This window comes from Pseudomonas sp. SMN5 (assembly GCF_052041925.1).
Classification (GTDB): Bacteria; Pseudomonadota; Gammaproteobacteria; order Pseudomonadales; family Pseudomonadaceae; genus Aquipseudomonas.
On the sequence record NZ_JBKGGX010000003.1, the window covers coordinates 214481 to 238591 of the forward strand.

The window sequence follows — 24111 nt, forward strand, 5'->3', positions numbered from 1 at the left end:
CTGCCTTGAGTAGACAAAGAAAGTGTCCGGCCTGCCTGCATGGCATAAGTCTTGCGCCGCTTTCGATAACGCTCAGGCTCGCAGGAGGCACGCCGTGTCGATCCATGTTGCTTTGCATCACGTCACGCACTACCGCTATGACCGCGCTGTCGAACTCGGCCCGCAGATCGTTCGCCTGCGCCCGGCGCCCCACAGCCGTACGCGGATTCTCTCCTATGCGTTGAAAGTCTCGCCCGAGCAGCATTTCATCAACTGGCAGCAGGATCCCCAGGGTAATTACCTGGCGCGGCTGGTGTTCCCCGAAAAAACCAGCGAGCTGCGGATCGAGGTCGACCTGTTGGCGGAAATGGCGGTGTTCAATCCGTTCGATTTTTTCCTCGAACCTTATGCCGAGCAGATTCCCTTCACCTACGCGGCCGATGAAAAGCATGAGCTGATGCCCTATCTGGAAAAGCTGCCGCTGACGCCCGGGTTCCAGGCGTATCTGGATAGCATCGACCGCACGTCGCTGCCGGCGGTGGACTTCCTGGTGGCGCTGAACCAGCGCCTGAGCGAAGACATCAACTACCTGATCCGCATGGAGCCGGGCGTGCAGACCCCGGAGCACACCCTGGAGCATGCCTGCGGTTCCTGCCGCGACTCGGCCTGGTTGCTGGTGCAGCTGTTGCGCCACCTCGGGCTGGCCGCACGTTTTGTTTCCGGTTATCTGATCCAGTTGACCGCCGACGTGAAAAGCCTCGATGGGCCGTCTGGAACCGACGTGGACTTCACCGACTTGCATGCCTGGTGCGAAGTCTACCTGCCGGGTGCTGGCTGGATCGGCCTGGATGCGACGTCCGGATTGTTCGCCGGTGAAGGGCATATCCCGTTGGCCTGTAGTCCCGATCCGACATCCGCGGCGCCGATCAGTGGCCTGGTGGAGCCTTGCGAGTGCGAGTTCAGCCACGAGATGTCCGTCGAGCGGATCTGGGAAGCGCCACGGGTGACCAAGCCGTACACCGAAGAGCAATGGCGGGCGATCCAGGCGCTGGGACGACAGATCGATGCCGATCTGCTGGAGGGTGACGTGCGCCTGACCATGGGCGGTGAGCCGACCTTCGTTTCCATCGATGATCCGGACGGCGCCGAATGGAACACCGCGGCACTCGGGCCGGACAAGCGGCGGCTTTCCGCCGAGCTGTTCCTGCGCCTGCGCACTCACTACGCGCCCCAGGGCCTGGTGCATTTCGGCCAGGGCAAGTGGTACCCCGGCGAGCAATTGCCGCGCTGGTCGCTCAATTGTTATTGGCGGCGCGACGGCGTGCCGATCTGGCACAACCCGGCGCTGATTGCCGATGAGCGGCAGGACTACGGCGCTGATGGCGGACTGGCCGGTCGCTTTCTGAGCAGCGTCGCCGAACGCTTGAAGATTCCGACACGCTTCGTGTTCCCCGCCTACGAAGACAATTTCTATTACCTATGGCGCGAAGGTGCATTGCCTTCGAATGTCACGGCCCAGGACCCGCGTCTTGACGATCCACTGGAGCGGGCACGCCTGCGCAAGGTGTTCAGCCAGGGCCTGGACAAAGTGATCGGCCAGGTGCTGCCACTGGCCCGCACCGCCAAGGGCGATCGGTGGCAGAGCGGTCGTTGGTACCTGCGGGACGACCACTGCCGGCTGGTGCCAGGGGATTCGCCCCTGGGCTATCGCTTGCCACTGGCCTCGCAACCCTGGGTGACGGCGGCCGAATATCCGTTCATCCATCCCACCGATCCGAACCAAGCGTTGCCCGAGCTGCCCGATACCGAGTGGCTGGCCCGTCATGGTGACGCGGTCATCGAGGAGAGCCGGGTTCCGCAGATCGATCAATCCGCCGACTGGCTGACCCGCACCGCCTTTTGTGCCGAGGCCCGCGAAGGTCGGCTGTACCTGTTCATGCCGCCGCTGGAGCGGGTCGAGGATTATCTGGAACTGGTCAATGCCATCGAGGCGACCGCCGAAGAGCTGCATTGCCCCGTGCTGCTGGAAGGCTATGAGCCGCCGAGCGACCCGCGCTTGAGTAACTTTCGTATCACCCCAGACCCCGGTGTGATCGAGGTCAACGTGCAACCTTCGGCAACCTGGGATGAGCTGGTCGAGCGCACCGAGTTCCTCTATGAGCAGGCGCGACTGACCCGGTTGACCACCGAGAAATTCATGATCGACGGCCGGCACACTGGCACCGGTGGCGGCAACCATTTCGTCCTGGGTGGCGCGACACCGGCTGACTCACCGTTCCTGCGGCGTCCCGACCTGCTGCGCAGCCTGATCAGTTATTGGCACAACCACCCGTCGTTGTCCTACCTGTTTTCCGGATTGTTCATAGGTCCGACCTCCCAGGCGCCACGGGTGGATGAAGCGCGTAATGACGCGTTGTATGAACTGGAAATCGCTTTCGCGCAAATGCCACAGCCCGGCGAAGCATGTCCGCCCTGGCTGGTCGACCGGCTGTTGCGCAACCTGTTGATCGACGTGACCGGCAACACCCATCGCGCCGAATTCTGCATCGACAAACTTTATTCACCGGACGGCGCCACCGGGCGCCTGGGTCTTTTGGAGCTGCGTGCTTTCGAGATGCCGCCTCACGCCCGCATGAGCCTGACTCAGCAACTGCTGTTGCGGGCGCTGGTGGCGCGGTTCTGGCGTGAACCCTACGCGCCGGCGAAGCTGGCGCGCTGGGGCACCGAGCTGCATGACCGTTTCCTGCTGCCGCACTTTATCGAGCAGGATTTTGCCGATGTCATCCACGAGCTGAACGCCGCCGGCTATCCGTTGCGGGCCGAATGGTTCGCCGCGCACCTGGAGTTTCGTTTTCCCAAGGTCGGCGACTATGCGGTCGCTGGCATCGAGCTGCAATTGCGCCAGGCCCTGGAGCCGTGGCATGTGCTGGGGGAAGAGGGCGCGGCGGGCGGCACGGTGCGCTATGTGGATTCCTCCCTGGAGCGTTTGCAGGTCAAGCTCAGCGGCCTGGCGCCGCAACGCTATGTGCTGACCTGCAATGGCGTGCCGGTGCCGCTGCGCGCCACCGGACGGGTAGGCGAATTCGTCGCGGGCGTGCGTTTCCGCGCCTGGCAACCGGCCAGTTGCCTGCAACCGACCATCCCGGTGCACGCACCGTTGGTCATCGATCTGCTCGACACCTGGATGCAACGTTCCGTGGGCGGCTGCCAGTATCACGTGGCCCATCCGGGCGGGCGCAACTACGAGAGCCTGCCGGTCAACGCCAACGAGGCCGAGAGCCGGCGAATGGCACGCTTTTTCCGGCTTGGGCACACGCCAGGGAAAGTGCCGATCCCGCACCTGGAAACGGATGACGAGTTTCCGCTCACGCTCGATCTGCGGCGTTTCCACGGAGCCCCGAACATATAAACGCACAACCTCTGTGGCGAGGGAGCTTGCTCCCGCTGGGCTGCGAAGCGGCCCCTTTTGTGTGCGTTGCGCACTGGTGCGCCAGCCCGGTCAAGCGGGAGCAAGCTCCCTCGCCACAATGGTTCCAGGCGAAATCTATTGCCAGGCCCAAGGCAAAACACATCTATCCGCGCGTCATCTGCTTGCGCTAGTCTGATCTTTCATTGCCGTTCGCCGAGCTTTCCATGCCTGAGCTGCTTGACCGCTACCCGCTGACAACGGGCACTTATCACGAACTGCTGGACGACAGTGGTGCGGTGCGTGCGCACTGGCGGCCATTGTTCGACCAGTTGCAACGCAGCACGCCAGCCCAGTTGCTCCAGCGCCAGGCTTTGCTGGCGCGGCAGATCCAGGAAAACGGTGTCACCTACAACGTCTACGCCGATCCGAAAGGTGCCGACCGGCCGTGGGAGCTGGACCTGCTGCCCCATGTGATCGATGCGCAGGAATGGAAGCACCTGTCGGCCGGAATTGCTCAGCGCGGGCGGCTGCTCAATGCAGTGCTGGCTGATCTGTATGGGCCGCAGCGGCTGATCCATGAAGGGCTGCTGCCAGCGGAACTGATATTCGGGCACAACAACTTCCTCTGGCCGTGTCAGGGCATCGCGCCGCCAGACGGGACGTTCCTGCACCTGTATGCGGTGGATCTGGCGCGCACCCCCGATGGTCGCTGGTGGGTGACGGCGGACCGGACCCAGGCACCTTCAGGAGCCGGGTATGCGCTGGAAAACCGCATGATTGTGTCCCGTGCCTTCCCCGACCTGTATCGCGACCTGAACGTGCAACACCTGTCCGGCTTCTTCCGCACCTTGCAGCAAACCCTGGCGCGCCAGGCGCCCAGCGATGGCGAGCCGCCGCTGGTGGTGCTGCTGACGCCGGGGCGGTTCAACGAAAGTTATTTCGAGCACCTCTACCTGGCGCGCCAGTTGGGCTATCCGCTGGTGGAAGGTGGTGACCTGACGGTTCGGGACGCCACGGTCTACCTCAAGACCCTCAGCGGATTGCGTCGGGTCCACGCGATCATGCGTCGGCTCGACGATGACTTCTGCGATCCGCTGGAACTGCGCACCGATTCCGCCCTCGGCGTGCCTGGGTTGCTGGAGGCGGTACGCCAGGGCCGGGTGCTGGTGGCCAATGCCCTGGGCAGCGGCGTATTGGAGTCACCGGGCCTGTTGGGCTTTTTGCCAAAGATCAATGAGTTTCTGTTTGGCGAGGAACTGCTCCTGCCCTCCATTGCCACCTGGTGGTGCGGTGAGCCGCCGGTGCTGGCCCAGGCCTTGGAGAAGCTGCCTCAGCTGTTGATCAAGCCGGCGTTTGCGTCCCAGAGCTTCAAGCCGGTATTGGGTCGTGACTTGAACGAAGAACAGCGTGCAAAACTGGCGACGCGCATGCAGGCGCGGCCCTATGCCTATGTCGCCCAGGAGCTGGCGCAGGTATCCCAGGCACCGGTCTGGCAGGCCGAGGACGGCCATATCCTGCCTCGGGCCATCGGCATGCGGGTATATGCCGTTTCCGGGAAAGACGGTTATCGGATGCTCTCGGGCGGCCTGACCCGTGTGGCCGCCAACGCCGACGCCGAAGTGGTGTCGATGCAGCGCGGCGGCGCCAGCAAGGACACTTGGGTGCTTGGGGAGCAGGCTCCAGAAAGCGAACAGTGGACCGCCCAGCGGACCGTCGGCGTGCACGACCTGGTCCGGCGTGATCCGTACTTGCCGTCGCGAGTGGTGGAGAACCTGTTCTGGTTCGGTCGCTACAGTGAACGCTGCGACGACAGTGCGCGGCTGCTGCGCATCATGCTGGCGCGCTATGTCGATGGCGATGACCCGCAAGCTCTGCAATCGGCGGTGTCGCTGGGCGAGCGCCTGATGCTGTTGCCGGAGGAGGGCGAGTTACCCGAACGCCTGCTGGCGGCGTTGCTGGGCGAAAACTGGTCGTTCAGCCTGCGCTCCAACCTGCAACGTTTGCAGTGGGCGGCCTCGCAGGTCCGTGGCAAGCTGTCCCGGGAGAACTGGCAGGCGCTGGTGGAGTTGCAGCGCGAAGCCCTGGAACTGGAAACCGGCGATCCGGATTTTGGCGAACTGCTGGATTTCCTCAACCGGTTGGTGATGTCCCTGGCGGCGCTGTCCGGCTTCGCCCTGGACGACATGACCCGCGATGAAGGCTGGCGCTTCTTGATGATGGGCCGGCGTCTTGAGCGCCTGCAATTTCTCAGCAGCAGCCTGGCGGCCTTCCTGCGCAGCGAGGCGGTGTTCGACCAGGCGGGGTTGGAGTGGTTGCTGGAACTGGGCAACAGCAGTATCACCTACCGTTCGCGCTACCTGGCGGTGGCCCAGTTGATCCCGGTGCTCGACCTGTTGCTGCTGGACGAACAGAACCCCCATGCGGTGCTTTTCCAGTTGAAATTGGTGACGCGCACGCTCAAGCGCCTGAACGATGATTTCGGCGTACCCAGGGACAGCGCATTGCCGGTATTGGTAGCGCGTCTGTCACGCTTTGATTTGCGCTGCCTGGAGAACCCGTTGTTCGGCGAAGCCAGCCTGCGGGCGGCGCTCGATGGGCTGGCGGATCTGTTGCAGGAGGTGGCCGACGTCAGCGGCCAGGTCTCCGATCGCCTGGCCTTGCGCCATTTCGCCCACGTCGATGACGTCAGCCAGCGCACGGTGTCCGTCTGATGAACGCTCGCTACCAGATCCTCCACGACACGCATTATCACTACGACAGCCCGGTGTCCCTGGCCCAGCAACTGGCCCACCTGTGGCCGCGTGCCTGTGACTGGCAACGTTGCACCGAGCAGCAGTTGTCGATCAGTCCGGAGCCGACGACCCGTCGCGATGAGCTGGACGTGTTCGGCAATCCGTTGACCCGCCTGGCCTTCGAGCGGCCCCATGATGAGTTGTTGGTCAACGCCCGCCTGAGCGTCGAGGTGCTGGCGCGCCCGGCACTGGATTTCAATGAGTCGCCGGCCTGGGAGTCGACCCGTGACGCACTGACCTACAGCGGTCGGCCCCTCACTGCTTCGCTGCTGGACGCTTGCCGTTATCGTTTCGAATCACCCTATGTGCACCTCAAGCGCAGCTTCGTCGAGTTTTCCGAAAGCTGCTTTATACCGGGGCGCCCTCTGATGCTTGGCGTCCGCGCATTGATGGCGAAAATTTTCCAGGAGTTCACCTTCGACGCCGAGGCAACCCAGGTGGCGACGCCGCTGGTGGAGGTGCTGGAGCGACGGCGTGGCGTGTGCCAGGACTTTGCCCACCTGATGCTGGCCTGCCTGCGCTCCCGTGGATTGGCGGCACGTTACGTCAGTGGCTACCTGCTGACCCAGCCACCGCCCGGTCAACCACGGTTGATCGGTGCCGATGCGTCCCATGCCTGGGTCTCGGTGTATTGCCCGGTGCTGGGCTGGGTGGATTTCGACCCGACCAACAACGTTCAACCTGCCCTGGAGCACATCACCCTGGCCTGGGGCCGGGACTTCTCCGATGTATCGCCGTTGCGCGGGGTGATCCTGGGGGGCGGCAGCCATGATCCTGAGGTGCGGGTGACGGTGATGCCGGTGGAGTGAAAAAGCGCCTTTGAACTGCAGACACTTGTGGCGAGCAAGCCTGCTCCCGCCGGGACGGTCCGACGCCTCGGGCGAAGCGGCCCCAGATACTGGGGCGGTTGCTGCGCAACCGAGCGGGAGCAAGCTCCCTCGCCACGCGTTATTCATCAATCGTGAGGCTTGTGCGATGTTCCCGGTTTCCATCAAAGGCGTGCTGCAATCCCCCGAAGGCCTGATCGTGTTGATGCTCAACGAGCGGGATGAATGGGAACTGCCCGGCGGGCGGATCGAAGTGGGCGAAACGGCACCGCAATGCCTGGCGCGGGAAATCGCCGAGGAGCTGGCGCTCGAGGTCAGCGTCGGGGAGCCGCTGGATTCATACCTGTTCGAGGTGATTGCCGGGCGGCATGTGTTCATTTCGACTTACCGCTGCCAGTTACTGGGCGGTTTCGTGCCGACGATCAGCCATGAGCACAAGCAGATCGGCCTGTTCGAGCCGAGCCGCTTGCCGGAAAATCTGCCAATCGGTTATCGCGCGTCGATCATCAAGGCGTTGGGTCTATGAGAACCGGCAGTCGGGCTGCCGGCCCACCACAGGCTCAGGCGTCTGGTGCCTGGTCTTTGGGTGTATCGACGTCGTCTTGCGCCGTTTCTTCGCCTTCGATACCCGGGTTCAGTGCGGCTTCTTCAGCCAACGCTTTCTTGCGCTGCAGCTTTTCCTCTTTCTTCTGCTCCTTGGCCAAGTCTCGCTGACGTTTGGCGAAGGAATAATTAGGTTTGGCCATGGGCGATCCTTTTAGGGCGAAGGGGAGGTTGAGCGGCAGCTATTCTGCCCTGTATCGGCGATGAGGGGTTAACCGGGTTTCCCTTGCGCCCACTTGGGTGGTTGCGAAGGTTGCCATTCGTCCAGCGCATCGAGCAGATCCTGCGGTGATTCGCTCACTTGCAGCATGTCGCGATGCGGTGCGCGAACGAACCCTTCTTCGACAATGTGATCGAGAAAACCGGTGAGTTTGCTGTAGAACCCGTTCACTTCCAGCAGGCCCAGCGGCTTGGCGTGGTAACCGAGCTGGCCCCAGGTCCAGACTTCGAACAACTCTTCCAGCGTACCGAGGCCGCCGGGCAGGGCGATGAAGGCATCGCTGAGTTCGGCCATGCGGGCCTTGCGGGCGTGCATGCCGTCCACGACTTCCAGGCGGGTCAGACCGCTGTGGCCGATTTCCTTGTCCTTCAGGCTTTGCGGGATGATGCCGATGACTTCGCCACCGGCTGCCAGGGCCGCGTCGGCTACGATGCCCATAAGGCCCACGGCCCCACCGCCATAAACCAACGTCAGCTTACGCTGTGCCAGCGCCCGGCCCAGGGCCTGAGCGGCTTCACGATAAGCAGGGTTGGCGCCGGTACTGGCGCCGCAAAATACACAGACAGACGCAATGGTCATGCTTTACTCCGAGATCCTTGACCGGCCCAGAGTAAAGCCTGGCCACTGTGGTGTGCAAAGGGCTCAGTCCTCGCGCAGGGGTTTTTCGTAGGTGCCACTGGCGCCACAGGCGTAGGCGGCAAGCAAGCTGCATATCAGGCTGTTGAGGTTCATGACCGGTACTCCAGGGGTTGATGGAGCCGATCATAAAGGGCCGTCGTTCGCCTGGCCGGTTGATTGTGTCCATCAGGCTGATAGCCTTAAGTTGTATACAATTTTTGATTCAGGTCATAGGAACTTGTCTGAAATTAGGGCAGTCTTCCCCTTTGAAGGAATTTTTAACCCATGCCTTGGAGATTCATGATGTTTGCCAAACTTGTAGCGGTATCCCTGTTGACCCTGGCCAGCAGCCAGCTGATGGCAGCGGAGTGCAAGACCACCATCGACTCGACCGACCAGATGTCCTTCAGCACCAAGGCCATCGAAATCGACAAGAGCTGCAAGACTTTCACCGTTGAATTGACCCACTCCGGCAGCCTGCCGAAAAACGTCATGGGCCATAACTGGGTGCTGAGCAAAGAGGCTGACATGCAGCCGATTGCGACCGATGGCCTGGATGCCGGGATCGATAAGAATTACCTGAAAGACGACGACGCTCGTGTGATCGCCCACACCAAGGTCATTGGTGCCAAGGAGACAGACTCGGTCACCTTCGACGTGTCGAAGCTCGATGCGGCAGAAAAATATGGTTTCTTCTGCTCGTTCCCCGGCCACATCTCGATGATGAAAGGCACTGTGACCCTGAAGTGATTGCTGGGCTTGCCCGCGAAGGCAGCGTCTCAGGTCATGCAGTTTTGCCTGGTCTACTGCTTCGCGAGCAGGCTCGTTCCCACATGGAAGCTGTGGCGTTCACAGAGCTTGTGTTCACCGCCGATCCCTTGTGGGAGCGAGCCTGCTCGCGATAGCGCCGGGTCAGTCAAGCCCGAAGCTGGCTGACACACCGCCATCGCGAGCAGGCTCGCTCTCACAGGACAGGCATCTGACCGTTACGGCGCGTACGGCATCACCCGCTTGTGTTCGGTCTTGCGGTAGGTGTCGCAAATGATCCTGGCCGCTTCTTCTCGAATCGGCTGTCCATGCAGGAAGGCATCGATCTCGCCATAGGTCACGCCGTGGGCGGCTTCGTCGGGCTTGCCGGGGGACAGGTCTTCGAGGTCGGCGGTGGGGACTTTCTCCACCAGCGATTCCGGAGCGCCAAAGTCCCGGGCAATAGCGCGTACCTGGTTCTTCACCAGGCCACTCAAGGGCGCCAGGTCACAGGCGCCGTCCCCGAACTTGGTAAAAAAGCCCATCACGGCTTCGGCCGCATGGTCGGTCCCGATCACCAGGCCCTGCTCGGCGCCGGCGATGGTGTATTGCGCCACCATGCGCATCCGCGCCTTGGTATTGCCCAATACGAAATCCCGTGCGCCCGGCGCCTTGCCTTCGAACGCCAGGACTTCCTTGGCCAGCGCCTTGACCGCCGGACCGATGTTCACGGTGTGGCGCTCATCCGGCTCGATGAAGTCCACACAGGCCTGGGCCTCGTGTTCATCGAACTGGGTTTCGTAGGGCAGGCGCACGGCGATGAACTTGTAGGCCGGGTTACCGGTTTTCTCTCGCAACTCGCGCGCGGCGCGCTGGGCCAGCAGGCCGGCGGTCAATGAATCGACCCCGCCGCTGATGCCCAGGACGAGCGTCTTGAGCCCGGAATTGACCAGGCAGTCCTGGATGAAGCTCACCCGGCGAGCAATTTCGGCCTTCAGGGCTGCATCATCGGCGAACGGTGGCTGGACCTTGAGCTGTTCAGCAATCTCACGCTGTACGGCTTGCATGATTCACTCCTTGCTTGATGTGTCAGAAAGGGCGGCAGGTACTTGGAAAACGTGTCGCATGTAGGCGACGAAATTCGGATCCTTGCAGTGGGTCTTGCCGGGCTCGTCTGAAATCTTGGCCACGGGTTGCCCGTCACAACTGATCATTTTAAGCACGATGCTCATGGGCTCTACGCCCGGGATGTCGCAGGTCAGGTTGGTGCCAATACCGAAGCTGACATTGATGCGACCACGCAAGGCGCGGAAAATCTCCAGGCATTTGGGTAATGTCAGACTGTCGGAGAACACCAGGGTCTTGCTCATCGGGTCGATGCCGAGCTTGTGGTAGTGGGCGATGGCCTTTTCGGCCCAGAGCACCGGGTCGCCGGAGTCATGGCGCAGGCCGTCGAACAGCTTGGCGAAAAACAGATCGAAGTCGCTCAGGAAGGCGTCCATGGTGATGCAGTCGGTCAGGGCGATGCCCAGCAGGCCACGGTATTCGCGCACCCAGCAATCGAGGGCGGCGATCTGGCTGTCGATCAGCCGCGGCCCCAGTTGCTGGTGGGCCATGATCCATTCATGGGCCATGGTGCCCAGGGGTTTCATGTCCAGCTCGCGAGACAAGTGCACGTTACTGGTGCCGACAAAGCGCCCCGGGAAGTCATGCTTGAGCACGTTCACCACTTCTTCCTGGACGCGGTAGGAAAACCGACGCCGGGTACCGAAGTCGGCGACTTGCAGTTCGGCCAATTCATCAGCGCCGGCGTTGGCACTCAGCCAGTCGAACTTGCGATACAACTGCTCCCGCGCCTGCTCCAGGACGACCTCGCGATAGCGATAGCGATTGCGCACTTCACTGACGATGGCCAGCAGCGGGACCTCGAACAGGATGACATGCAGCCATGGCCCGCGCAGGCGGATGAACAACTCACCGTTGTCGATGCCGGTGTGGACATAGCGCAGGTTGAAGCGAAACAGCCCCAGAAAGCGGAGGAAGTCCGGCTTGAGGAAGCTGATGCGCTCCAGGAAACTCAATTGATCGGCACTCAGGCTCAATTCGGCCAGGCGCTCGATCTGGAAGCGGATCTCCGCCAAGTACGGGCGCAGGTCTTCGCTGTTGCGGCAACGGAATTCCCATTCGACTTCGACGTTGGGGTAGTTGTGCAGCACCGCCTGCATCATCGTCAGTTTGTAGAAGTCGGTGTCGAGCAGGTTCTGCACGATGCGATCGGCAAATACACTCTCGCTCATGGCGGGAATCTCCAGGCAGTTCGCTGCGCTGGGCAGCGTCGGACAGCGGTTATGGATGAAGTGGCTAGTGGCGCATAACCGGGATGGATATTGCCAGTGATTTATCGTCACCACATCTTCTGTGGCGAGGGAGCTTGCTCCCGCTCGGCTGCGAAGCAGCCGCAAAATGGGTATCCAGGATGTCGCTGGAGGGGCGCTTCGCACCCCAGCGGGAGCAAGCTCCCTCGCCACAGGGATTGTGTGGGCTGTGATTAACGTGGCAGATCCGGATTGTTGATCTGCTCCAGCATCCACTCCACAAACAGCCTCACCTTGGGCACTTCCGCCGAATGCTCCGGATAGGCCAGGTAATAGGCGCTGGTGCTGGGCATCGCATGTTGCCAGGGAATCACCAGTTTGCCGTCGGCCAATTCTTCTTCCACCAGGAACCGCGGCAGCAAGGCCACGCCACAGCCGACCTGGGCGGCGCGGATGCACATGTAGAAGGTTTCGAAGCGCGGCCCATGGTAGCTGTGCTCGGTGTGGTAGCCCTGGCTGTCGAACCAGTCGTGCCAGGCCTGGGGGCGCGAGGCGTTTTGCAGCAGTACCAGGTCCGCCAGTTGCGTCGGGTCGCTGAACGGTTGCTCGGGCAGGCTGCCCGGTGCGCAGACCGGCACCAATTCTTCGCCGAAGAGCTTGAGAGACTCGCTGCCGGGTCGTGAACCCTGGCCGAAATAGAACGCCAGGTCGCTGCGCCCTTGCAGCAGGTCGTCGGCCTCCTGTTCGCTGCACAGGTCCAGATGGATGCTTGGGTGTCGCAGGCGCCAGCCTTTCAGTCGTGGCACCAGCCAACGTGCGCCGAAGGTCGGCGGTGTTGAGACTCGCAGGACTTCGGTGTCGCCGCCGTAGGAACGCAGGTAATGCGTGGACATTTCCACCTGCGTGAGGATTTTTCGCACTTCGCCCAGGTACAGATCCCCGGCCGGGGTCAGCTGCAGGCGCCGGCGCACGCGGCGGAACAGCAAGTGCTGGAGCAATTCCTCCAGTTGTGCCACCTGCTTACTGACGGCGCTCTGGGTCAGGTTCAGCTCCTCGGCGGCACGGGTGAAACTCAGGTGGCGGGTCACCGCTTCAAAGCATTGCAGCGCCGTGATCGAGGGCAAGTAGCGTTTATTGAGCATGATGAGGCCTTATTTCGTGTCGCTCTGCTTATTCTGGGGGCAGCATGAATAAACGGAATGATATCTCGCTTAAAGGTCGTTTGTTGGCAACTCTGCGGACGGCTACAACTACAGGTCTGATCAGCCGTTTTCGTCCGGCTGCCAATCCTTTGTCTTTCGCTTGAGGAAATTTTCCATGGTTGCTGCATTGCTTGATCGTCTGGGCGTCTCGCCAGCCCTGTACCAGAACGGCACACAACCGGTGCATTCGCCTATCGATGGCAGTCGCATTGGTGCGGTGAACTGGGAAGGCGCCGCCGAAGTCGAGCAGCAGGTCAGCCGCGCCGAGCACGCCTTCGATCTGTGGCGCCAGGTACCGGCGCCGCGCCGTGGCGAGCTGGTGCGTCAGTTCGGCGACCTGCTGCGTGAATACAAGGCCGACCTCGGCGAGCTGGTGTCGTGGGAAGCCGGCAAGATCACCCAGGAAGGCTTGGGTGAAGTGCAGGAGATGATCGACATCTGCGACTTCGCCGTCGGCCTGTCCCGCCAGTTGTACGGCCTGACCATCGCTTCCGAGCGTCCGGGCCACCACATGCGTGAGTCCTGGCATCCGCTGGGCGTGGTCGGCGTGATCAGTGCCTTCAACTTCCCGGTGGCGGTGTGGGCCTGGAACACTACGCTGGCACTGGTCTGCGGCAACTCGGTGATCTGGAAACCGTCGGAAAAAACGCCGCTGACCGCCCTGGCGTGCCAGGCCCTGTTCGAGCGCGTACTGAAGAATTTCAGCGATGCCCCGCCGTACCTGAGCCAAGTGATCATTGGCGGCCGCGATGCCGGCGAAGCCCTGGTGGACGATCCGCGCGTGGCGTTGATCAGCGCCACCGGCAGTACTCGCATGGGCCGCGAGGTGGCGCCGAAGGTCGCGGCACGTTTCGCCCGCAGCATCCTGGAACTGGGCGGCAACAACGCCATGATCCTGGCGCCCAGCGCCGACCTGGACATGGCCGTACGTGCCATCCTGTTCAGCGCCGTCGGCACTGCCGGCCAGCGCTGCACCACCCTGCGTCGGTTGATCGCCCACGAGTCGGTCAAGGAAGAGATCGTCACCCGCCTCAAGGCCGCCTATTCGAAAGTGCGCATCGGCCATCCGCTGGAAGGTAACCTGGTGGGCCCGCTGATCGACAAGCAAAGCTTCCAGAACATGCAGGATGCACTGGAGCAAGCCTTGAGCGAAGGCGGGCGGGTGTTCGGCGGCAAGCGTCAGCTCGAAGACCAGTTCCCGAACGCCTATTACGTGTCGCCGGCCATCGTCGAGATGCCGGAACAGAGCGACGTTGTGCGCCACGAGACCTTCGCCCCGATCCTCTATGTGGTCGGCTACAAGGACTTTGCCGAGGCACTGCACTTGAACAATGCCGTGCCCCAGGGCCTGTCTTCCTGCGTTTTCACCACTGACGTGCGTGAGGCCGAGCAATTCATGTCGGCGGTGGGCAGCGACTGCGGTATCGCCAACGTCAACATCGGCCCGAGCGGCGCGGAAATCGGCGGTGCGTTCGGTGGCGAAAAGGAAACCGGCGGCGGTCGCGAATCCGGCTCCGATGCATGGCGCGGCTACATGCGTCGCCAGACCAATACCGTGAACTATTCGCTGGAACTGCCTTTGGCGCAGGGGATTACCTTTGATTAAGCAGCTTCAAGCCACAAGCTCCAAGCTGCAAGCGATCCCTGCTTGCAGCTTGAGGCTTGAAGCTCGCAGCTGCTCCTGACCAGGAGCTGGCAATGCCGTTACGCGAAGAATGTCTGTGGGAAAAACTGACGCCGCAAAGACCTGAGAACACGCCGCTCACCGGTGAAGTCACGGTGGATGTCTGCGTGATCGGCGCCGGTTTCACCGGGTTGTCGGCGGCGGTGCATTTGCTGGAGCAAGGCAAGCGTGTCGCGGTGCTGGAAGCGCATCGCGCCGGGCAGGGAGGGTCGGGGCGTAACGTCGGGTTGGTGAACGCCGGTCTGTGGATCCCGCCGGATGACATCGAGGCCGGGTTCGGCGAAAAGGTGGGCAGTCAGCTCAACCGTATGCTGGGCGCGGCGCCGGCGCTGGTGTTCAGCCTCATCGACAAATACAACATCGATTGCCAACTGCGCCGCGAAGGCACCTTGCACATGGCGCACAACGCCCGAGGCGAGGCGGACCTGCGCAGTCGCGAACAACAATGGATGCGCCGTGGCGCCCCGGTGGAGCTGTTGACGGGGCAGGCCTGTGTCGAGGCCACCGGTACGAGCCAGATCGCCGCCGCGTTACTCGACCGCCGCGCCGGGACTCTCAATCCCATGGCCTATACCAGCGGGTTGGCGAAGGCGGCCAAGGATCTTGGCGGCCAGTTGTTCGATCATTCCGCCGTCACGCGCCTGGAGCGCCAGGGCCCGCGCTGGTCGGTACAGACCGCCCGGGGTTCGGTGTCGGCCGAGCAGGTGGTGATTGCCTCCAATGCCTATACCGAGGGTGATTGGACCGAGCTGCGGCGTAACTTCTTCCCCGGCTATTACTACCAGGTTGCCTCGGTCCCGCTGACCGACGAGGCTGCCCGGCGCATTCTGCCGGGGGGGCAGGGCTCGTGGGACACCCGTCAGGTGCTGAGCAGCATCCGCCGGGACCAAGACGGGCGGTTGCTGCTGGGCAGCCTGGGCAATGGCAACCGCAAGCCGACCTGGTTCCTCAAGGCCTGGGCCGACCGGGTCCAGCGGCACTATTTTCCCTACCTCAAGTCGGTGGAATGGGAATGCACCTGGACCGGCTGTATCGCCTTCACGCCTGATCACTTGATGCGCTTGTTCGAACCAGCCCCCGGACTGGTGGCAGTGACCGGTTATAACGGACGGGGCGTGACCACCGGTACGGTGGTGGGCAAGGCTTTCGCCGATTACCTGTGCCACGGCGACGCCACGGCGCTGCCGATCCCGTTCGCGCCCATGCAGCCACTGGCCAGGGTCGGATTGCGTAGCTGCCTGTACGAAGCGGGCTTCTCGCTGTACCACGCGGGCCAGTGCCTGCGCATCGTCATTTGAGTGTTGAAAAGTGTTGCAGGAGGCGGCCTTTTCCAGCATAGCGTCTAGCCTGTTATGGTGCGCGTTGTAGCAATCGCGCCCCGACAGTGTGCAGTTCGGTGACGCAGGTTGTTACAGCGTGGTTGCACGCAGTTTCCTGTCACGGTTGCAATGATGGCTCATGGAGGGTTCTACCCAGCTAAATTTAAGGTTGCACCTCGTGCGGTTTAGACGGTTGCACGCCCTGTGAAAAAGGGCCCGAAACAGTCGAAATAACAATAAAGCACCGACTTTTTTAAGAATAAAAAACCGATGGCACGGCCCTTGCTCTGAGCTTTTCAGTGAATGAAGTCGCAGTGCCAACTAAAAAAACCTTGGAGCACCACCTCATGTCCCAGACGTTTTACAAGAAAGGCTTCCTGGCCCTCGCAGTGGCAACTGCGCTGGGTGTTTCTGCGTTTGCTCAAGCTGATGTGAAATTGGGTGTAGCGGGGCCGATGACCGGTGCCAACGCTGCATTTGGCGAGCAGTACATGAAGGGTGCCCAGGCGGCAGCCGATGTCATCAACAAGGCAGGTGGCGTCAACGGGGAGAAAATCGTGCTGGTCGCCGGCGACGATGCCTGCGAACCCAAGCAGGCCGTGGCCGTGGCCAACCGTCTGGTTGACCAGGACAAAGTCATCGGCGTGGTCGGGCACTTCTGCTCGTCCAACACCATTCCCGCTTCAGAGGTCTACGATGAAGCCGGCGTCATCGCCATCACGCCGGGCTCGACCAACCCACAGGTCACCGAGCGCGGCCTGAGCGCGATGTTCCGCATGTGCGGTCGTGACGACCAGCAAGGCATCGTGGCGGGCGACTACATCGTCGACGTGCTCAAGGGCAAGAAGGTCGTTGTGCTGCACGACAAGGACACCTACGGCCAGGGTCTGGCGGATGCCACCAAGGCACAGCTTGAGAAGCGTGGCGTGAAGGCGGTGCTGTATGAAGGCCTGACCCGCGGCGAGAAAGACTTCAGCGCCGTGGTCACCAAGATCCGTGCCGCCGGCGCCGACGTGGTGTACTTCGGTGGCCTGCATCCGGAAGCTGGCCCACTGGTGCGCCAACTGCGTGAACAAGGCCTCAAGGACGTTAAGTTCATGTCCGATGACGGCATCGTCACCGATGAACTGGTCACCACCGCCGGCGGCGCGCAATACGTCGATGGCGTGTACATGACCTTCGGTGCCGACCCACGCCTGCTGCCGGACAGCAAGGCTGTGGTCGATGCCTTCCGTGCCCAGGGCGTCGAGCCTGAAGGTTACACCTTGTACGCCTATGCCTCGGTCCAGGCACTGGCGGCCGGTTTCAACGGCGCCAAGTCCAACAAAGGCGAGGACGCGGCCAAATGGCTAAAGGCCAATCCGGTCCAGACCGTGATGGGCAAGAAGGAGTGGGATTCCAAGGGTGACTTGAAAGTCTCCGACTACGTGGTTTACCAGTGGGACAAGGACGGCAAATACCATCAGCTGGAAAAGCAGAAGTAATTCGAAGGGATGACCAGCCTGTGGCGAGGAGGCCGACTCCTTCGCCACAGAGACTGCGCTCAGCCTTCCCTCGCCGGCGAACGCCGGCAGGCCCGTCTGTTTTTTCTCTACGAGCCGCACAGCCCCGGACCCGTCTTCATGGCATCGAGGTTGTGCCGTCTCTTACTGCGTGAGATCGCGTTATGGATGGTATTTTCCTGCAGCAACTGATCAACGGCCTGACCCTCGGGTCGGTCTATGGTCTGATCGCCATCGGCTACACAATGGTCTACGGCATCATCGGCATGATCAACTTCGCCCACGGCGAGGTTTACATGATTTCCGCTTACCTGGCGGCAATCAGTCTGGCTCTGCTGGCTTACTTCGGTATCGAATCCTTCCCGCTGATGATCCTTGGCACGCTGGTGTTCACGGTCGTGGTCACCGGAGTGTATGGCTGGGTCATCGAACGCGTCGCCTACAAACCCCTGCGTAACTCCACCCGACTGGCACCGCTGATCAGCGCCATCGGCATCTCGCTGATCCTGCAGAACTATGCACAGATCAGCCAGGGTGCCCGCCAGCAAGGTGTGCCGACCCTGCTCGAAGGCGCCATGCGCGTCGACATCGGCAGTGGTTTCGTCCAACTGACCTACACCAAGATCTTCATTCTGGTCGCTGCATTCGCCGGCATGGCCCTGCTGACCTACATCATCAAGTACACCAAGCTGGGGCGCATGTGCCGTGCCACCCAGCAAGACCGCAAGATGGCCTCCATCCTGGGGATCAACACCGACCGGGTGATTTCCTACGTGTTCGTCATCGGTGCAGCCATGGCGGCCCTGGCCGGTGTGCTGATCACCATGAACTACGGCACGTTCGACTTCTATGCCGGCTTCATCATCGGCATCAAGGCGTTCACCGCGGCGGTACTCGGCGGCATCGGTTCCCTGCCCGGGGCGATGCTGGGCGGGATCATCCTCGGGATCTCCGAGTCGCTGTTCTCCGGTCTGATCAACTCTGACTACAAAGACGTGTTCAGTTTCTCGCTGCTGGTGCTGATTCTGATTTTCCGTCCCCAAGGCCTGTTGGGTCGCCCACTCGTGGCGAAGGTATAAGTATGTCTGCTGCCAATAAACCGCTTGATATCAAACAGAGCGTCATCGATGCGATCCTGGCCGGGCTGATCTCGCTGATCGTGTTCGGGCCGATTGTCGGCGTGGTGCTCGACGGCTACAGCTTCAACCTGCAACCGGCCCGCGTCGGCTGGCTGGTGGCGATCGTGATGATCGGGCGCTTTGCCTTGAGCCTGTTTCTGCAAACGCCCAAGGGCCTCAAGGTGCTCCAGGGTTTCGAAAGTACCGGCTCCGGCGTGCATGTACTTCCACCGGACTACAAGTCGCGCCTGCGCTGGATCATCCCGGCGCTGATCGTGATCGCCATCGTGTTCCCGTTCTTCGCCAACAAATACGTGCTCACCGTGGTTATTCTCGGGCTGATCTACGTGCTGCTGGGCCTGGGCCTGAACATCGTGGTCGGCCTGGCGGGGTTGTTGGACCTGGGGTACGTGGCGTTCTATGCCATCGGTGCCTACGGTCTGGCGCTGGGTTATCAATACCTGGGACTGGGGTTCTGGACGGTGCTGCCATTGGCTGCCATTACCGCCGCGATGGCGGGATGCATACTCGGCTTCCCGGTGCTGCGAATGCACGGTGACTATCTCGCAATCGTGACCCTCGGATTTGGCGAAATCATCCGGCTAGTGCTCAACAACTGGCTGTCTTTCACCGGCGGGCCGAACGGCATGCCAGTGCCATCGCCGACCTTTTTCGGTCTGGAATTCGGTCGCAGGGCAAAGGATGGCGGGGTGCCGTTCCATGAGTTCTTCGGCATCGACTACAACCCCAACCTGAAATTCCTGTTCATCTATATCGTGCTGTTCATCGTGGTGCTGCTGGTGTTGTACATCAAGCATCGCCTGACCCGCATGCCAGTCGGGCGTGCATGGGAAGCCCTGCGTGAAGACGAGATCGCGTGCCGCTCCATGGGGCTGAACCATGTGCTGGTCAAGCTCTCGGCGTTCACCATCGGTGCCTCCACCGCTGGCCTGGCCGGGGTGTTCTTCGCCAGTTACCAGGGCTTCGTCAACCCATCGTCGTTCACCTTCTTCGAGTCGGCGCTGATCCTGGCGATCGTGGTCCTGGGCGGCATGGGCTCGACGGTGGGCGTGGTGATCGCGGCATTCGTGCTCACCGTGGCACCGGAGCTGCTGCGCAGCTTCTCCGAATACCGGGTGCTGTTGTTCGGCGTGTTGATGGTGCTGATGATGATCTGGCGACCTCGTGGCCTGATCCGGATCAGTCGCACCGGGGTGACGCCGCGTAAAGGAGTAGCGCCATGAGCGAAGTCGTACTCAGCGTTGAAAACCTGATGATGCAGTTCGGTGGGATCAAGGCCCTCAGTGACGTCAGCCTGCAGGTCAAGCGCAACTCGATCTTCGCCCTGATCGGTCCCAACGGTGCGGGCAAGACCACGGTCTTCAACTGCCTGACCGGGTTCTACAAGGCGACCGGCGGGAAGATCGAGCTCAACGTGCGTGGTGAGCGGACCAATGTGATCCAGCTGTTGGGCGAGGCGTTTCGCCCGACGGATTTCGTATCGCCGAAATCCTTTGCCAGCCGGCTGTACTACAAGATGTTCGGCGGTACTCACCTGGTGAACCGCGCCGGCCTGGCGCGTACCTTTCAGAACATCCGCCTGTTCAAGGAAATGTCGGTGCTGGAAAACCTCTTGGTGGCCCAGCACATGTGGGTCAACCGCAGCCTGGTGGCCGGCATCCTCAACACCAAGGGCTACCGCAAGGCTGAAAGCGACGCGCTGGACCATGCCTTCTACTGGCTTGAAGTGGTGGACCTGGTGGACTGCGCCAACCGCCTGGCGGGGGAGCTTTCCTACGGCCAGCAACGGCGCCTGGAAATCGCCCGGGCCATGTGCACCCGTCCACAGATCATCTGCCTGGACGAGCCGGCCGCAGGCCTGAACCCTCAGGAAACCGAAGCGCTGAGCGCGATGATCCGGCTGCTGCGCGACGAGCATGATCTGACCGTGGTGCTGATCGAACACGACATGGGCATGGTAATGAGTATTTCCGACCACATCGTGGTGCTGGACCACGGCAACGTGATCGCCGAGGGCGGGCCCGAGGCGATTCGCAACGATCCGAAGGTGATCGCGGCCTACCTGGGCGCCGATGAAGAGGAACTGGTATGAGTACGCCTATCCTCGAACTCAAGGAACTGGACGTGTTCTACGGGCCGATCCAGGCCCTGAAGAAAGTCTCGCTGCACATTGGCGAAGGCGAGACCGTGAGCCTGATCGGCTCCAACGGTGCCGGCAAGTCCACGTTGCTGATGTCGATCTTCGGCCAGCCGCGTGCGGCGGGCGGGCAGATCATTTACCAGGGCGTCGACATCACCCATAAATCCTCCCACTACATTGCCTCCAACGGTATCGCCCAGTCGCCTGAAGGTCGGCGTGTGTTTCCCGACATGACCGTCGAGGAAAACCTGCTGATGGGCACCATTCCCATTGGTGACAAGTACGCCGGCGAGGATATGCAGCGCATGTTCGAGCTGTTCCCAAGGCTCAAGGAGCGTCGTAACCAGCGCGCCATGACCATGTCCGGCGGCGAGCAGCAAATGCTTGCCATTGCCCGGGCGTTGATGAGCCGGCCGAAGTTGTTGCTGCTCGACGAACCGAGCCTGGGGCTGGCGCCCATCGTGGTGAAACAGATCTTCGCCACCCTCCGTGAACTGGCGTCTACCGGGATGACCATCTTCCTGGTGGAGCAGAACGCCAACCACGCCCTCAGGTTGTCGGACCGGGCCTACGTGATGGTCAACGGTGAAATCCGTTTGACCGGCACCGGCAAGGAGTTGCTGGCCAACGAAGAGGTGCGCAACGCGTATCTGGGTGGGCATTGACGCAGGCTTGCAATGAAGAAACCCGGCGAGTGATCGCCGGGTTTTTTTCTTCCTCAAACACCGGTGACCCCCTGTGGAAGCGAGCCTGCTCGCGATGGCGCTGGCTCAGTCACCGAAATTTCGGCTGACGATCCGCTATCGCGAGCAGGCTCGCTCCCACAGTCTCATGCGCCAACAGCAATTGTGGACAACAATCCTGAACCCTTGCCAAACCGCGACATAAAGTCGCCGCAAATAGTTGTTTTGTCGGCGTTTTGACTTGTCCCCGTTTGCTGTGGAACTGGCTGTGGGTAACGTGGGTGTATCTGGTTGCAGGCCTTGTAATACGTAGCTTGTAGAGGTGTGGTTGTTTTTTGATCAGGCGTTTTTGCCCAAGCGACAACGAGGATTGTCAACCATTTTATAAGCCTTGCAACAAGGGACTATGGGAGTGGACAGGCCTGTGGATAACTCTGTGATTAAACTCTGGAAAGACCTCCCGGAGGGCCGTAGTTACTGGCTTGGAGCCATCTCGCTTTCTCGTTTGGCTTATAGCAGATAACCGGGTCTGCACAACCTGACTTGCAGGGTCAAGGGAAAAAATTTTCCAGATACCTCGCAAACCCTTATGCACAGCGGCTTGCAGCGTCTGCACTTGCCCCCGATTATTGTGGACGTGCCTGTGGATAAGATGCGGGCAACTGGCTGTAAGCCGCGGAAAATCGGGCTTGGCGCGAATTGGCTGTTTTATGAGCAGTCATGCAAGCCTGGCAAGCCTTGCCCCCGATGGGCATGGCCGGGCATGCTGTGGGCCGATTTCCATTCACGGCGAAAGCCCAAGCAAGGAGAACACGATGTCCAACACCCTGTTTATCACCGGCGCGACGTCCGGTTTTGGTGAAGCCTGCGCCCGTCGTTTCGCCGAGGCCGGTTGGAAGCTGGTGCTGACCGGTCGTCGTGAAGAACGCCTCAATGCGCTGTGTGCCGAGTTGTCGAAGCAGACCGAAGTCCATGGACTGGTGCTGGACGTGCGTGACCGCAAGGCCATGGAAGAGGCCATCGCTAACTTGCCACCGTCGTTCGCCAAATTGCGCGGATTGATCAACAACGCCGGCCTGGCCCTGGGCGTTGACCCGGCGCCCAAGTGCGATCTCGATGACTGGGACACCATGGTCGACACCAACGTGAAGGGCCTGATCTACAGCACCCGTCTGTTGCTGCCGCGCTTGATCGCCCATGGGCGTGGCGCGAGCATCATCAACCTGGGCTCAATCGCCGGCAACTACCCGTACCCTGGCAGCCACGTCTATGGCGCGAGCAAAGCGTTCGTCAAACAGTTTTCCCTGAACCTGCGTTGCGACCTGCAAGGCACGGGTGTGCGGGTGAGCAACATCGAGCCGGGCCTGTGCGAGAGCGAATTCTCCCTGGTGCGCTTCGGCGGCGACCAGGAGCGCTACAACGCGACCTACGCCGGCGCCGAGCCGATCCAACCGCAGGACATCGCCGATACTATTTTCTGGGTGCTCAATGCCCCGGCGCACATCAACATCAACAGTCTGGAACTGATGCCGGTGAGCCAGACCTGGGCCGGGTTTGCGATTGAGCGTAACAAGGCCTGACCGCTGAGTTGGTTGGGGCTGTCTACGGAAACCTGTGGCGAGGGAGCTTGCTCCCGCTGGGGCGCGCAGCGACCCCAAAAGCTTGCGACTGCTTCGCAGCCGAGCGGGAGCAAGCTCCCTTGCCACAAAAGCATTACGCCAGGCAGTCGGCCAACCCGAGATAGCAGGTCATGAGGTGATAGGGCGTGGTGGACGGCATGTCCCGCCGGCTGACGATGCCATCGGCATCCAGGCATTCGTTCCAGCCCTTGGCATGCAGGAAGTGTTGCTGCAGGGCCTGTAGCTGCGGCAGCAAAGCCTGCTGACCGTGCGCACGCAAGGTAAGTGCGCGCAGGTATTCGGCCTGGGCCCAGATGCGCTGGGTCGCGTCCCGCGGGACGGCATGCGGCTCCAGGCTCAGCATCGCGCATACCGCGCCGGACTTTCGGTCTACGCCACGCTGCTCGGTATATTCGAAGCTTCGCTCAAGGGCCATGCGCAGCTTGCCGTCGCGCAACAAGGGCGACGATGCGAGTAAGTAGTACCACTCGAACTGGTGCCCGGGCTCGAACCAGTTATCCACAGCCTTGAGCGGTTTTTCCATCATCACGCCCAGTTGCGGGTCGGTGAAACACTTGAACATCGCCTCGCACAGGCTCAGCAATGCCTGGCGTACGTTGGCGTCTTCGCGAACCGAAAGGACGGCAAGGAGCGCTTCGGCCAGGTGCATCAATGGGTTTTGCAGCGGGCCGGATTCGACAGTCGACCAATCGCGCTTGAGGCTGGCTTCGTAGAGACCGTCACCCGTGGCGAAGCGTCGGGCGATGACTTCCAGCGCGGCGTTGAGCACCGACTCCACCAGCGGTTCGCGAACCTTGCCCCAGTAATGGGCGCAGGCGAACAGGATAAAGGCGTGGGTGTAGAGGTCCTTGCCGGTGTCCAGCGGCGCGCCCTGTGGGTCGATGCTGTAGAACCAGCCGCCATGTTCGGCATCGTGGAAGTGCCGTTGCAACGAACGAAACAGCGCAGCCGCACGTTCTTCGGCCTGCGGCACCTCGCCGATCAGGCTGGCGAACAGATACAACTGCCGTGCGCAGGCCATGGCGCGGTAACGTTGCGGCGGCAGGGGGGCGTGGTCGGCATCCAGGGATTCATAGGGCAATGCCAGTTCGCCGTTCCAGCCCGGGCCTTGCCACATCGGCACGATCACCTCGTGAAAATGCCGGCGCACCGCTGCGAACAGCGTGATCAATTCAGGCGAAGGAGCGGGGCGGGAGGCATCAGGCATGGGCGGCGTTCGTCACGGCTGGAGGGGCGATTGCGCGACATGGTAGCAGAGTGGTTGGCTTCAGAGAGAGGGTGCCGGCAAGGCC

General features: G+C 61.6%; 19 protein-coding genes. 13 read left to right on the forward strand and 6 right to left on the reverse strand.

Annotation, left to right across the window (positions count from 1 at the left end; genetic code table 11):
* Window positions 1-94 precede the first annotated feature (94 nt).
* The 4 genes from ACLEJR_RS04325 to ACLEJR_RS04340 all read left to right on the forward strand — a co-directional run bounded on the left by ACLEJR_RS04325 (window position 95) and on the right by ACLEJR_RS04340 (window position 7533).
* Window positions 95-3388, forward strand: coding sequence for a DUF2126 domain-containing protein (locus ACLEJR_RS04325; RefSeq protein WP_440812352.1), 3294 nt, complete (start codon window positions 95-97; stop codon window positions 3386-3388).
* Window positions 3389-3612: 224 nt separating this feature from the next.
* On the forward strand, window positions 3613-6099 hold the full coding sequence (locus ACLEJR_RS04330) for a circularly permuted type 2 ATP-grasp protein (RefSeq protein WP_440812355.1): 2487 nt from the start codon (window positions 3613-3615) through the stop codon (window positions 6097-6099).
* Window positions 6099-6989 carry a transglutaminase family protein gene (locus ACLEJR_RS04335; RefSeq protein ID WP_440812358.1) on the forward strand — a complete coding sequence of 297 codons (891 nt, stop codon included), beginning with the start codon at window positions 6099-6101 and terminating at the stop codon, window positions 6987-6989. Before ACLEJR_RS04330 ends, ACLEJR_RS04335 begins: the two co-directional genes overlap by 1 nt.
* 166 nt (window positions 6990-7155) lie before the next feature.
* A complete protein-coding gene (locus ACLEJR_RS04340; RefSeq protein WP_440812361.1) occupies window positions 7156-7533 on the forward strand; it encodes an NUDIX hydrolase in 378 nt (125 codons plus the stop codon).
* A gap of 34 nt (window positions 7534-7567) precedes the next feature.
* Here the strand turns inward: ACLEJR_RS04340 and ACLEJR_RS04345 are convergent, their stop codons facing one another.
* Both ACLEJR_RS04345 and ACLEJR_RS04350 read right to left on the reverse strand, forming a co-directional pair.
* Complete coding sequence (locus tag ACLEJR_RS04345) at window positions 7568-7753, reverse strand: hypothetical protein (RefSeq protein ID WP_440796514.1); 186 nt, start codon at window positions 7751-7753, stop codon at window positions 7568-7570.
* Between the two features lie 68 nt (window positions 7754-7821).
* Window positions 7822-8409, reverse strand: coding sequence for a TIGR00730 family Rossman fold protein (locus ACLEJR_RS04350; protein WP_440796515.1), 588 nt, complete (start codon window positions 8407-8409; stop codon window positions 7822-7824).
* A gap of 342 nt (window positions 8410-8751) precedes the next feature.
* Here ACLEJR_RS04350 and azu point away from each other — a divergent pair, with 342 nt between their 5' ends.
* Window positions 8752-9198 (forward strand): azurin, encoded by a 447-nt coding sequence (azu, locus tag ACLEJR_RS04355; protein ID WP_440812364.1) that lies wholly within the window; start codon window positions 8752-8754, stop codon window positions 9196-9198.
* 236 nt (window positions 9199-9434) lie between these two features.
* On the opposite strand, the gene nadE is transcribed toward azu, so the two are convergent.
* The 3 genes from nadE to ACLEJR_RS04370 all read right to left on the reverse strand — a co-directional run bounded on the left by nadE (window position 9435) and on the right by ACLEJR_RS04370 (window position 12652).
* Complete coding sequence (gene nadE, locus ACLEJR_RS04360) at window positions 9435-10262, reverse strand: ammonia-dependent NAD(+) synthetase (RefSeq protein WP_440796517.1); 828 nt, start codon at window positions 10260-10262, stop codon at window positions 9435-9437.
* A 3-nt stretch (window positions 10263-10265) separates the two neighbouring features.
* Entirely contained in the window at window positions 10266-11492 is a 1227-nt protein-coding gene (gene pncB, locus ACLEJR_RS04365; RefSeq protein WP_440812367.1) for a nicotinate phosphoribosyltransferase, read from the reverse strand.
* A gap of 251 nt (window positions 11493-11743) precedes the next feature.
* The gene (locus ACLEJR_RS04370; protein WP_440796519.1) at window positions 11744-12652 is read right to left on the reverse strand and encodes a LysR family transcriptional regulator; all 909 of its coding nucleotides are present in this window, start codon (window positions 12650-12652) and stop codon (window positions 11744-11746) included.
* Between the two features lie 175 nt (window positions 12653-12827).
* Here ACLEJR_RS04370 and amaB point away from each other — a divergent pair, with 175 nt between their 5' ends.
* The 8 genes from amaB (at window position 12828) to ACLEJR_RS04410 (ending at window position 22759) form a co-directional block, all read left to right on the forward strand.
* Window positions 12828-14318 (forward strand): L-piperidine-6-carboxylate dehydrogenase, encoded by a 1491-nt coding sequence (amaB, locus tag ACLEJR_RS04375; RefSeq protein ID WP_440812370.1) that lies wholly within the window; start codon window positions 12828-12830, stop codon window positions 14316-14318.
* A gap of 92 nt (window positions 14319-14410) precedes the next feature.
* On the forward strand, window positions 14411-15694 hold the full coding sequence (gene amaA, locus ACLEJR_RS04380; RefSeq protein ID WP_440812372.1) for an L-pipecolate oxidase: 1284 nt from the start codon (window positions 14411-14413) through the stop codon (window positions 15692-15694).
* Window positions 15695-16062: 368 nt separating this feature from the next.
* Window positions 16063-17199 carry an ABC transporter substrate-binding protein gene (locus tag ACLEJR_RS04385; RefSeq protein WP_440796522.1) on the forward strand — a complete coding sequence of 379 codons (1137 nt, stop codon included), beginning with the start codon at window positions 16063-16065 and terminating at the stop codon, window positions 17197-17199.
* Window positions 17200-17381: 182 nt separating this feature from the next.
* Window positions 17382-18296, forward strand: coding sequence for an ABC transporter permease subunit (locus tag ACLEJR_RS04390; RefSeq protein WP_440796523.1), 915 nt, complete (start codon window positions 17382-17384; stop codon window positions 18294-18296).
* A gap of 2 nt (window positions 18297-18298) precedes the next feature.
* Complete coding sequence (gene livM / locus ACLEJR_RS04395) at window positions 18299-19579, forward strand: high-affinity branched-chain amino acid ABC transporter permease LivM (protein WP_440796524.1); 1281 nt, start codon at window positions 18299-18301, stop codon at window positions 19577-19579.
* The gene (locus ACLEJR_RS04400) at window positions 19576-20448 is read left to right on the forward strand and encodes an ABC transporter ATP-binding protein (protein ID WP_440796525.1); all 873 of its coding nucleotides are present in this window, start codon (window positions 19576-19578) and stop codon (window positions 20446-20448) included. Before livM ends, ACLEJR_RS04400 begins: the two co-directional genes overlap by 4 nt.
* Window positions 20445-21161 (forward strand): ABC transporter ATP-binding protein, encoded by a 717-nt coding sequence (locus ACLEJR_RS04405; RefSeq protein WP_440796526.1) that lies wholly within the window; start codon window positions 20445-20447, stop codon window positions 21159-21161. The genes ACLEJR_RS04400 and ACLEJR_RS04405 overlap by 4 nt, the downstream gene beginning before the upstream one ends.
* 833 nt (window positions 21162-21994) lie before the next feature.
* Entirely contained in the window at window positions 21995-22759 is a 765-nt protein-coding gene (locus ACLEJR_RS04410) for an SDR family oxidoreductase (RefSeq protein ID WP_440812374.1), read from the forward strand.
* 133 nt (window positions 22760-22892) lie between these two features.
* Here ACLEJR_RS04410 and ACLEJR_RS04415 read toward each other — a convergent pair whose 3' ends face one another.
* Window positions 22893-24026 (reverse strand): AGE family epimerase/isomerase, encoded by a 1134-nt coding sequence (locus tag ACLEJR_RS04415; protein WP_440812377.1) that lies wholly within the window; start codon window positions 24024-24026, stop codon window positions 22893-22895.
* Window positions 24027-24111: the final 85 nt, after the last annotated feature.